This is a genomic window from Peptidiphaga sp. (assembly GCF_057238965.1).
On the sequence record NZ_DBHHEV010000007.1, the window covers coordinates 20,312 to 31,231 of the forward strand.

General features: G+C 67.0%; 12 protein-coding genes. 5 read left to right on the forward strand and 7 right to left on the reverse strand.

Going from position 1 to position 10,920, the window contains the following annotated elements:
* On the forward strand, window positions 1-403 hold a 403-nt coding region (locus ACO48X_RS01885; protein WP_484999997.1), incomplete at its 5' end, for a superoxide dismutase.
* A gap of 126 nt (window positions 404-529) precedes the next feature.
* Here the strand turns inward: ACO48X_RS01885 and ACO48X_RS01890 are convergent.
* The 4 genes from ACO48X_RS01890 to ACO48X_RS01905 form a co-directional block, all read right to left on the reverse strand.
* Window positions 530-1,537 (reverse strand): FKBP-type peptidyl-prolyl cis-trans isomerase, encoded by a 1,008-nt coding sequence (locus ACO48X_RS01890; protein WP_484999999.1) that lies wholly within the window; start codon window positions 1,535-1,537, stop codon window positions 530-532.
* Window positions 1,538-1,897 carry a HesB/IscA family protein gene (locus ACO48X_RS01895; RefSeq protein ID WP_485000001.1) on the reverse strand — a complete coding sequence of 120 codons (360 nt, stop codon included), beginning with the start codon at window positions 1,895-1,897 and terminating at the stop codon, window positions 1,538-1,540.
* A 155-nt stretch (window positions 1,898-2,052) separates the two neighbouring features.
* The gene (locus tag ACO48X_RS01900; protein ID WP_485000003.1) at window positions 2,053-3,234 is read right to left on the reverse strand and encodes a hypothetical protein; all 1,182 of its coding nucleotides are present in this window, start codon (window positions 3,232-3,234) and stop codon (window positions 2,053-2,055) included.
* Complete coding sequence (locus tag ACO48X_RS01905; protein WP_485000005.1) at window positions 3,231-4,631, reverse strand: M20/M25/M40 family metallo-hydrolase; 1,401 nt, start codon at window positions 4,629-4,631, stop codon at window positions 3,231-3,233. The genes ACO48X_RS01900 and ACO48X_RS01905 overlap by 4 nt, the downstream gene beginning before the upstream one ends.
* 296 nt (window positions 4,632-4,927) lie before the next feature.
* On the opposite strand from ACO48X_RS01905, the gene ACO48X_RS01910 reads away from it, so the two are divergent.
* Window positions 4,928-5,602, forward strand: a complete 675-nt coding sequence (locus ACO48X_RS01910) for a DUF3043 domain-containing protein (RefSeq protein ID WP_485000007.1) — start codon at window positions 4,928-4,930, stop codon at window positions 5,600-5,602.
* A 108-nt stretch (window positions 5,603-5,710) separates the two neighbouring features.
* On the opposite strand, the gene ACO48X_RS01915 is transcribed toward ACO48X_RS01910, so the two are convergent.
* Window positions 5,711-6,727 carry a quinone-dependent dihydroorotate dehydrogenase gene (locus ACO48X_RS01915; RefSeq protein ID WP_485000009.1) on the reverse strand — a complete coding sequence of 339 codons (1,017 nt, stop codon included), beginning with the start codon at window positions 6,725-6,727 and terminating at the stop codon, window positions 5,711-5,713.
* Between the two features lies 1 nt (window position 6,728).
* Window positions 6,729-7,163, reverse strand: coding sequence for a hypothetical protein (locus tag ACO48X_RS01920; protein WP_485000011.1), 435 nt, complete (start codon window positions 7,161-7,163; stop codon window positions 6,729-6,731).
* 31 nt (window positions 7,164-7,194) lie between these two features.
* On the opposite strand from ACO48X_RS01920, the gene ACO48X_RS01925 reads away from it, so the two are divergent.
* The gene (locus ACO48X_RS01925; protein WP_485000013.1) at window positions 7,195-8,649 is read left to right on the forward strand and encodes a leucyl aminopeptidase; all 1,455 of its coding nucleotides are present in this window, start codon (window positions 7,195-7,197) and stop codon (window positions 8,647-8,649) included.
* An 85-nt stretch (window positions 8,650-8,734) separates the two neighbouring features.
* Here the strand turns inward: ACO48X_RS01925 and ACO48X_RS01930 are convergent, their stop codons facing one another.
* Complete coding sequence (locus tag ACO48X_RS01930; RefSeq protein WP_485000015.1) at window positions 8,735-9,064, reverse strand: oxidoreductase; 330 nt, start codon at window positions 9,062-9,064, stop codon at window positions 8,735-8,737.
* 126 nt (window positions 9,065-9,190) lie between these two features.
* Here ACO48X_RS01930 and lpdA point away from each other — a divergent pair, with 126 nt between their 5' ends.
* Both lpdA and ACO48X_RS01940 read left to right on the forward strand, forming a co-directional pair.
* A complete protein-coding gene (gene lpdA, locus ACO48X_RS01935) occupies window positions 9,191-10,567 on the forward strand; it encodes a dihydrolipoyl dehydrogenase (RefSeq protein ID WP_485000017.1) in 1,377 nt (458 codons plus the stop codon).
* 13 nt (window positions 10,568-10,580) lie between these two features.
* Window positions 10,581-10,920 (forward strand): biotin/lipoyl-containing protein (locus ACO48X_RS01940; protein WP_485000019.1); only part of this gene is annotated, 340 nt, incomplete at its 3' end.

The following is a 10,920-nucleotide window of genomic DNA, read 5'->3' on the forward strand; positions in this document are numbered from 1 at the left end:
CAACCACTCGATTTTCTGGACCAACCTCTCCCCCGCCGGCGGCGGCCAGCCCGAAGGAGAGCTTGCCGAGGCTGTCAAGGACTCCTTCGGGTCCTTCGAAAAGTTCGTCGCACACTTCACCGCGGCGGCCACCGGAATTCAGGGATCGGGATGGGCCGTGCTCGCCTATGACTCGATCTCCGGCAAGCTCGTCGTTTTCCAGCTCTTCGACCAGCAGGCCAACGTCCCCGCCGGAACCATTCCGCTGTTCATGCTGGACATGTGGGAGCACGCCTTCTACCTCGACTATCTCAACGTCAAGGCGGACTATGTCAAAGCCGTCTGGAACATCGTCAACTGGGAGAACGTCGCCGAGCGCCTCGAAGCCGCAAAGGCCCAGGCTCCCGGGCTCATCGTTCGCTGACGCGACAGCGGGGGCGGCGGGAAAGCACTTTAAAGTGCTTTCCCGCCGCCCCCGCGCATTCGCCGTCCGTTTTTCACGGGCGATCGTCAGTTTTCACAGGCGATCGTCAGTCCGGCCCCTCAAGAGTCACTTCGTGTTCTGAGGCTTTGTAATCTCAGCGTTTTGAGGAATGTAACCGAGAATATCGACCACCGCGTACATCGCGGGCGAAGAGCCTTGGTCGCCCTGTCCCTCGACGGCAGGGACGGTCATGAAAACCCGCGAGCCGACGGGCAGGCCCACAAGGGAGTCGAAAACGGATTTGTTTCCGATGGCGGCCAGCTGCGGGCCCTGGTTGCGCTCGCCCCAGGTCGTTTGGAAATTCTGGCCGTCGGGAGAGATCGCGGCGTAGGCGACTGTCATCGTTCCGGTCTTCCCCACGGCAGGCCCGGTGCCTCGGGCGATGACGGAAACGCTCTTCTCCGAAATGCTTGCCGAGGCGTCCTTGACCTTCAGCCCCGTGACCGGCGAGCCGATCGCACCTTGAATGGTCACAGGAAGCGTGGCGAGGTCCATCTCGGTCCTTGCGTCGGCTTGCCCGGCGGTCTCCTTGTTCGAGGCCTGATGGACCGTGATGTAGAACGTCATCACGTCGTCTTTGCCGATTCCCGCTCCGGGCTGGCCCTTTTCCCCGTAACCGAGGTCCGGAGGAATCGACACGAGAAGTTTGACTCCGACTTTGTGGCCGGCTATGGCCTCCCCCCATCCCTTGACGACCGCGGAGAGGTCGGTGCTTAACGGGAGTCCGCGGCTGTAGGAGGAATCGAAGGGCTTGCTTTTGCCCCATACCTGGCCCACATAGTCGGCTACGATGTAGTCTTTCTTGGTGATCGTCGCCCCCGTCCCCTCTTCAAGGACGGTCACGGACAGCTTGTCGGGCGCCTTCGTTTTGGGGAAGGTGATGAGGGGGGTCTGACCCGAGGTGTTCAACGACGGCGCCTGGCTGTCTCCTTTGGGAACGGAGCTGGCGGAACCGCCCTTCTGCGAGGAAGTCGCGGGCGACTTGCTGCTTTCGCCGTCGCTGGAGGACCCGCAGGCGGAAAGCACGAGGGCGAGCGTCGCCGCGCATGCGGCGGCGATCTTTCGATGCGACATTCAGCGCTCCCGTCTGTGGAAAGAGTCGCCGCATGCGCATGAACCGGCGGCATTCGGATTGTCGATCGTGAAGCCTTGGCGATCGATGCTGTCGGCGAAGCCGATGGTGGCGCCGTCGAGATAGGGCTTGGACATCTTGTCGACTATGACTTCGACGCCGCCGAAATCGCGGATGGCGTCGCCCTCGAGCGCGCGCCCGTCGACGGAACGCTGGTACATGAGCCCAGACCCGCCGCCGGGCTCAACGGCAACGCGCAGGCGCAGATCGTCACGCCCTTCCTGCTCGAGCAGGGCCTTGACTTTGGCGACGGCGTCGTCACTGAGCACGACGTTGTGGGCCACGTCAAGCGTCTCGGACATTTTTCCTCCAATGACAATCGGATGTGTACCCGTCAAGGGTAGTTCCCCCGATCGAAACATTCCAAGAGCGCACTCAGCGGGAACCTGCGTATGCGCTGTGGGCGAACCGGAATCGGCCGTCGGTCCGCGCGTCGCCCCGTTCAGTCCATCGGCTTTCACCACCCCCATGTCCCGGCGACCGCGCGGATCGCATCGCCGAGCCTGTCGCGGACCGCCGCGGCCGATTCGGGCGTTTCGGGCTCGTCGAGGAAGGAACGCTCCGGCCGCATTTCGTAGGCGCCGTTGAGTCCGAGCCCGGCCAGCTCTCCGCGGCGCAGGGCGCCGCAGTCGTAGACGAGGACGACGGGAAGGCCCGCTTCCTGAGCCCTGCGAATCGCGCCCGCGGCGCCCCCGGGAAGCTCCTCGCCGACTTGGCCGCACACGTAGACGCACAGGTCCGCGCCTTCGGCCCACCCCTCGAGAGAGGAATGGACGAGGTCGCCGACGGGAACAATCCTTCCCCCGAGGGCCTCGAGGCCGAGAGCGAGGCCCCCTCCCGCCCCGGAATGGGGGCCGCGGGCCGAAAGGCTTCTGCCCGCTAGATCCCTCCCGGGCGTCGCATTCGCGGCGCGAACAAGGCGATCGGCCGCCTCGCCGACGCGACGTTCCACATCTTGGGCGCGGCGCCCGTCCAGCCCTTCGCGCATCCAAGCGCGGGCCAGCCCCGACATTCCCATGAGGCGCTGCCGTCCGCCGACGACGACGCTCAGGCAGACCGTCCCCAGAGCGGCGCGCGCGTCGGCCACGAGCTCCGCGAGGTCGGCGACGTCGGCGGCCGCGACGACGCCGGGTCTGCCGGCTGTCTTCGCCAAACCGGAAGAGCCGTCCGCTTTCCTCGAACCGTCCGCTTGCCTCGAACCGCTCTCTGGCCCCGCGGCGCGCCGCGTCTGCGCGATCGCCCGTATCATGCCGACGCCGAGATCGCCGATTCCGCCCGGGACGCCGAGTGCGACGACGATCTCATCGACTCCCCGGCCGAGCGCCCACGCGATGTCCTCGCCAAGAACCGTCGAATCCCCGCAGAAAGGCCCGGGCAGCGACTCGATCCAATCGAGGGCGATTTTCTTCTGAGAGACGCCGGCAAACCGGCGCAGCGGCCCGCCGCGTTCGACCAGCTCGTCCAATCCGAGCAGCTCGTAAACGCCCGACTCGGAGTAGGCCGATGCGACGCCGTCGCTCGCAGGGCGGCAGCGAAGCGAATCCCGAGGGCGCTCTGACAGCCAGGCTTCGCGTGCGACGTCGCACACCGCCGAGGCGCGAAGCCCGGGAAGCGGGGACGCCGCGAGCGCTATCCTCACTCGGCCTGCCCGTCGGCCCCGCCGCTTCGAGGAAGGCCGCCTTCCCCCAGGCGGTCAAGGAGCAGGGCCTCGGCCACAATGGCGTTGCGCCAGTCCCCCAGGTGCAGCGATTCGTTGTGCGAGTGGGCGCGCGTGTCCGGGTCTTCAATCCCGGTGACGAGAATTTCGGCCTCGGGGAAGACCTCCTGCAGATCGGCGATGAACGGGATGGAGCCGCCGACGCCGATGTCGACGGGCTCGGTCTGCCACGCCTCGCGGAGCGCCTGCCGAGCGGCGACGGTCGCGGGAGTGTCCCCTCCTGCTTTGAAGGCCGGGCCGGACTCCTCCAGCTCCATCTCGAGTTGGGCCCCGAAGGGGGCGTTCTCGCGCAGATGCGCCATGAGGGCGCGGCCCGCCTCTTCGGCGTCCTGGCCAGGCGCCACCCGGAGGGAAAGGCGCGCCTTGCATTCGGGAACGAGGGTGTTCGAGGCCTTGGCGCAGCTCATGACGTCCATCCCGATGAGAGTCAGAGACGGCTGAGTCCACAGACGCGACGCGAGCGAGCCTCTCCCGGCTAGGCGCACGCCGTCGAGCACCCCGGCGTCGGCTCTGAGGTCCTCCTCGGGGTAGTCCGCGTGGGCGTCGTCGTAGGAGGCGAGCCCGGAGACGGCGACCGCGCCCTCCTCGTCATGGCAGCTCGCGACAAGGCGGCACATGGCGGTGGCGGCGTCGAAGACGGGTCCGCCGTACATGCCCGAGTGCACGGCGTGGTCGAGCATTCGCAGCGTGACGGTCACCTGTGCGATTCCGCGCAGCGACGTGGTGAGCGAGGGAACGCCCGCCTTCCAGTTGTTCGAGTCGGCGACGACGATGACGTCCGACGCCAAACGGTCCCGGTGCGTCTCCAGGAAATGGTGGAACGTGGGCGATCCGACCTCTTCCTCGCCCTCGACGAAGAGGGTGACGCCGAGGCCGCCGCCCTCCCCCAGAGCCGCGAGCGCGCCGAGGTGAACCATGATTCCGGCCTTGTCGTCGGCGGTTCCGCGGCCGAACAGACGGCCGTCGCGTTCGACGGGCTCGTACGGGTGGTCCTGGTTCCAGCCCTCCGGCGCCCCCTCCGGCTGGACGTCGTGGTGCGCGTAGAGGAGGACGGTGGGCTTTCCGGGCGCCGCCTGCCTGTGGGCCAAGACCGCGGGGCGCCCTGCGAGGCCGCCCGGAGCGACGACTTCGATGACTTCTGCGTCGAGTCCCCGCAGGCGCGCCAACTCGGCCACTCGCTCGGCGCTGCGGCGCATATCGTCAGCGTTGTCTGGGAAGTAAGCGGACACCGAGGGGATTCTCACGAGGGATTCCAGCTCCGACCTCGTGGTGGGCAGATTTTCGTCTACGCGACGGGCGATCGTATCTGAAGCAGTCATTCTTCTAGGGTATCCGCTCTGCCGAGGCCCCGCCCTCCGCCCTCTGCCGCCCCGCACTCCGAGTTCCGCCGAAACCGGGTTTGCGCGTCCTTCCCGCTCCCTCGCTTTGCGGGCCGGGAAGAACAGAACCGCAAAACGACGCTCGCACGGACGAACGCTGCGGGCCAAAAGGCGCTGGCGGGCCGAGGCGGAAGCGCACGCTCGGGGAACGGGCGTGCGCACCGGAGGAGGCGCGCGAAGCGGAAAATGGAACGTAGACTTATACGCGTCAATGACCGCGAGTAGATGGAGCCGCAGTGTTCGGCAAGAAGAAAACCGAGGCGACCCCCGAGCCTGAAGTCGAGGAGGCCGCCCCCAAACCGCGCAAGGGCTACACCCCGAAGAAGGCCACTCCCACGCCGTCGCGCAAGAAGGCGACCGCGGCCAACAGGCAGCCGATCGTCGCCAATCGCAAGGCGATGTCCAGGGAGGAGCGCAGGGAGCTCAAGCGCGAACGGTCCGAGGCGAACACCGCCCGGTGGAACAAGCAGCAGGAGGCCATGCGCACGGGCGACGAGCGGAACATGCCTCCCCAGCACGCAGGCCCGGTTCGCCGCTTTGGCCGCGACGTCATCGATTCGCGCTTTTCTCCCGGCTCGTACTTCATGCCGCTCGCCTTGCTCCTCCTCGCCGGACTGTTCGTTCAGAGGTTCGCCCCGCGCCTGTTCGTCGTGTTCACGGTCTCGGTCTACTTGATCTTCATCGTCATCGCCGTGTGGACGGGAAGGAACGTGCGCCGCACGCGGGTGCTGGCGGAGCACAAATTCGGCGCAGACCGCATTCCTCGGGGATTCTCGATGCAGCTGTTCAGCCGCGCCTTCTATCCCAGGCGTTGGCGCATGCCCCGCCCCCAGGTCGCGCCCGGGAACATTCCGGCGGGAGGCGGCGACGCCGACTACAAGGAGGCAAAGGCGGAGCGAAAGAAGGGCTGAGGAGCAGCCGCTCGCCGACGCGCACGTCGGCCTAGGCCGTGCGGCGGCCGCCCCGCTTGCGCGAAGAGGCTAGTTCTATTTGCGCGAAAAGGCTAACCGCGCGGAAGGCTATCTGCGGGCCAGAGCCCGGTTGATCCGGCCGGGCATGAGAGGCCCCTCGTACACGAAGCCAGTGAGGGTTTCGAGAAGGTCGGCGCCGGCGCTCACCATCGCTTCGGCGTCGCTCACCGTGAAGATCCCCCCGACGCCGATGACGATGTATTCCGGCCCGAGTCTCCTCCTCAAACGGGAGACGACCTCCAGGGCCCTCGCGCGAACCGGCTCGCCGGACAGTCCGCCTTCGCCGTGGGAGTGGGCCACGGTCGTGTTCGTCGCGACGACGCCGTCCAGCCCCTCCTCGACTGCCAGGTCGGCGACGCCGTCCACGTCGGCGTCGCCGAGGTCGGGGGCGATTTTCACGAGAATCGGGACGCGGCGCCCGGCGGCGAGGTCGGCGGCCTCGCGCGTGGCGCGCACGATCGGCCTAAGGGACTCGACGGCTTGAAGATCGCGCAGGCCGGGAGTGTTAGGCGAGGAGACGTTGACGACCAGATAGTCGGCGTAGCGCGCGAGCTTTCTGGCGCACACAGCGTAGTCGGCAGGGGCGTCGGCCGCTTCGACCCACTTGTTCTTGCCGATGTTGACGCCGACGACGCAGGCGCGCCCGCGCCGAGTCAGCCGCAGCATGGCGAGCCGCTCGGCGACGGCGTCGGCGCCGTCGTTGTTGAAGCCCATGCGGTTGCGGAAGGCGCGCTCCTCCGGCAGGCGCCACAGCCGCGGGCGGTCGTTGCCCGGCTGGGGCAAAGGAGTGACCGTGCCGACCTCGGTGAAGGCGAAGCCCATGGCGATCGTCCCGAGGACGGCTGTGGCGTTCTTGTCCTGCCCGGCCGCCAGGCCGAGCCTGCCGGGAACGGGGCGGGCGAGCAGGCCTCGCAGACGGTCCCCGCCCAGACGCCCGACCGTCGCCGAGCTCAGCCCGGCCAAGGGCGACCGCCCAAAGACGCCAACGAGGCACATGGCCGCTTTGTGAGCCTGCTCGGGATCGGTTTTCGCCAGAACGCGCTTGTAGAGAAGGCGGTAAAGCATCTCATCCTCCGTTGCGGGTGGCTATTTTCGCGGGCATCGACCAGGCCAGCCAGGCGAGCGCCGCCAATGCGCCGACGGTCGGAAGGTAGAAATAGGTGCTTCCTGCGTCGTGCCAGGGGCTCACCCGGTCGAGAAAGTCCCCAAAAGGCGTCAACGCGGCGAAGGGGGCGCAAAGGTTGGCCGCCCAGCAGACGCAGGCGACTCTGCGCATTCTCCTGCCGTTGTGCACCACACCGACGGTTCCCGCGGCCCAAGCGACGGCGGAAAGGAGGGTCAGGCTCCCGCGGGCGCCGTGCCCGCTGAGAAAGTCGTCGGTCGAAGCGACGATTCCCCTCCACAGAAAAATCGCCGAGCCGGCCGCCAGGAGAACGAATATGACGCGCGGCCAGCCCGTGGCGGTTTGCCGCCCGTCGTGCAGTTCGACCCCGTCGGTCATTCGGCGCCCCTTCCCGTCTATCATGGTGTCCATGACCCCGTTAGCCGCGATTTCGCCGAGCTCAGCCCCATCCGACGCCACCGCGGTGGTCGCCCATTCCAGGGGGAACGTCCTCTCCTCCGTCCTCGACGAGCACGAACGCGACGACATTCTCGCGTCCTTTCGGGGATTGGCCGACATGTCCTCACCCAATGCGACTCATCGAATTGTCTCCCGTTCGAAAGAGCATCGCCAAATCATCGCCGTCTCGCTGCCGCCGGATCCGTCGCCCGGCGATCTGCGCGACGCCGCGGGCGCGGGCGTGCGGGCGGCGGGAGAGGCGCGCGACGTCGTCGTCGATATGCCGCATGCGAATGCCGAAGAGTTCGAAGCGCTCGCAGAGGGGGCCGGGCTGGGCGCCTATCGCTTCACCGCGTACAAGAGCGGGGCCGGCGCCGCGACGAAAGTGTCGGTTGTCACTGGCATCCCAGCTGCTCCGGTCAAGCGCGTTCGCCGCATCCTCGAGGCGCAGTGCGCCGTGCGCGACCTCGTCAACACTCCGGGAGGAGACCTCGGGCCCTCGGAGTTCGTGCGCCGGATTCGCTCGCTGGCCGAGGGCCCAGGCAATTTGGCGATCGACGTCGAAGTGCTCGAAGAGGAGGAGCTGCGAGCCAAAGGCTGCGGGGGCCTGCTCGGCGTCGGCAAAGGGTCGCAGGAGCCGCCCCGCCTCGTCAGGATGGAGTGGAACCCCGCCGGCGCCCGCGCCCACATCGCACTGGTCGGCAAGGGCATAACCTTCGATTCGGGCGGAATGTCGCTCAAAAGCCACGAGGGCCTGACCGACATGAAAACGGACATGGCGGGCGCGGCCTGCGCCGCGGCGGCGGTGCGGGCGTGCGCGGGGCTTCGAATTCCCGCGAGAGTCACCGCCTGGCTGTGCGTCGCGGAGAACATGCTTTCTGCCTCGGCGATCAGGGTCGGCGACGTCCTGCGCACAGCGGACGGAACCACCGTCGAGGTGACGAACACCGACGCCGAAGGCCGCCTCGTCCTCGCCGACGGCCTCGCCCTCGCCTCGCGGGAGAATCCAGACGAGGTCATCGACGTCGCCACGCTCACCGGAGCGCAGATTCGAGCCCTCGGCACGCGGTGCGCGGGCCTCATGGGCTCCTCGAACCTCGTCTCGGACATCGCGTCCGCGGCAGAGTCCGCCGGCGAGATTCTCTGGCCCATGCCCCTCCCCGATTATCTCGAGGCATCCCTCTCATCGAACGTCGCGGACATGAAAAACTCGGCCGGCCCCGAAGCCGGGATGCTCGTGGCGGGCGTCTTTTTGCGGCGCTTCGCGGGCGACGCCGAATGGGCCCACCTCGACATCGCAGGCCCGTCCTTCAACGCCGGAGAAGGCTGGGGGTGCACTCCCTCCGGAGCGACCGGCTACGGCGTGCGAACCCTCGTGCGCCACATTGAGCGGGCCGCGAAGGCGATGGGCTCGCAAGGAGCATAGGCCTCTCCCCGTTCGCCTCCAGCATCCCGCAATTCCGCTGCGGGCGTAAGGCGGCATGCGTCTCGGCCTCGGCCGCCCTTCGCCTTCAGCCGCGCCTCTTCCTCTCGTTCCACTGGCGAACGGAGTCGGGGTATCCCGTTTTGACGACCTCGTAAAACGGAACTCCCAGCTCGTTGGCGAGCTTCGCGCCCTCTCTGGCGCCGGGAACCTTGCGGCGCGTCCATTCGCCGTCGCGCGCGACGAGCATGAGGGCGGACGGCTCGCGCGGGGTCTCGGCCTCGTAATAGGCCTCGACGCCCTGGCGTGTTGCGACAAACTCCCGGAAATGCGCGGTCGTCGCCGAACGCGCCTGCGCCTGGCCGCGCCTCGACGAGCCGGACGCGCCCGGCGATCTCTTTCGTGAAAACAGACCCATGGGTTTAAGGGTAAGCCGGAAGAGAGAGAAAGATGGCACAATGGGAGAGTGCGAAATCAACCACTTAGGTGGATAATTGGGACGTAAGTACTACGCCCAACCTAAATCAACTCGAAGGAGAGGTACGTGGCTGAGACTCTCGAATACGACGTCGTGGTGCTCGGAGCGGGAAGCGGCGGATACGCCGCGGCCATGCGAGCGGCGCAACTGGGACTCAAAGTTGCCCTTGTCGAAGGGGACAAGGTCGGTGGCACGTGTCTTCATCGCGGATGCATTCCCACGAAGGCCCTCTTGCACGCCGCCGAAGTGGCCGACGAAATGCGCGAAGGCGGCTCCATCGGCGTTCGCGGAAGCTTTGAGGGCATCGACATGGATGCCCTCAACTCGTACAAGGACGGCGTCATCCAACGCATGTACAAGGGGCTGACGGGGCTCGTGGCGTCGCGCGGCGTCGATACGGTCAACGGATGGGGCCGGCTCGTCGCGAAAGACACCGTCGACGTCGACGGAACGCTCTACCGCGGAAAGAACGTCGTCTTGGCGTCGGGGTCCTTCTCGAAGACGCTGGGCCTGGAGATCTCGGGCCGCATCATCACCTCCGACCAGGCTCTCAACATGGATCGCGTTCCCAATTCCGCGATCATCCTGGGAGGCGGCGTCATCGGTGTGGAGTTCGCCTCGGTGTGGCGCTCGTACGGCGTCGACGTGACGATCATCGAAGGCCTTCCGAGCCTCGTTCCCAACGAGGACCCCTCGGTCTCCAAGCAGCTGGAGCGCTCCTTCCGCAAGCGCGGCATCAAGTTCTCGACGAAAACGATGTTCGAACGCGCCGAGCAGGACGAATCCTCCGTGACAGTCCACACTCAGGACGGAAAGTCCTTCACCGCCGACTATTTGCTCGTCGCCATCGGGCGGGGCCCGGCGACCTCGGGCCTCGGCTATGAGGAGCAAGGAATCTCGATGGACCGCGGCTTCGTCCTGACGGACGAGCGGCTGCGCACGAATGTTCCCGGCGTGTACGCCGTGGGCGACATCGTTCCGGGGCTCCAACTGGCCCACCGCGGCTTCCTTCAGGGGATCTTCGTCGCGGAGGAGATCGCCGGACTGAACCCCAGGGCCATCGACGAAAACCTCATTCCCAGAGTCACCTTCTCGAACCCCGAGATCGCGTCCGTGGGCCTCAACCAGAACAAAGCCGAGGAAAAGTACGGCAAGGACAACGTCGAGGCAGTCGAATTCAACCTCGCGGGCAACGGCAAGTCGCAGATGCTCGGCACGCAGGGCTTCGTCAAGGTCGTGCGGGTCAAGGACGGGCCCATAGTCGGCTTCCACGCGATCGGCGCCCGCATGGGCGAGCAGGTCGGAGAAGGTCAGCTTCTCGTCTCCTGGGAGGCTCAGCCTGAGGACTTCGACGGTCTCATTCACGCCCATCCAACTCAGAACGAGTCGATCGGCGAGGCGATCCTCGCCCTCGCCGGCAAGCCTTTGCACACTCACAACTAAGAAGTAGGGAATCATGTCTGAACCGATTAAGATGCCCGCGCTGGGCGAGTCTGTCTCCAGCGGCACCGTCACCACGTGGCTCAAGCAGGTCGGCGAGGCGGTCGAGGTGGACGAAGCCGTCCTCGAGGTCTCCACCGACAAGGTCGACACCGAGGTCCCGGCCCCCGCCTCCGGGGTGCTCGAGCAGATCCTCGTGGGCGAAGACGAAGAGGTCGACGTCGGCACGGTCCTCGGCTACATCGGAGACGGCTCGGGTGCCGCGCCCGCGCAGACGGCTCCGGCTGAAACGCCCGCGCCCGCTGCCCCGGCTGCTCCCGCCGCCCAGGCTCCGGCCGAACCGGCGGCAGGCGGCG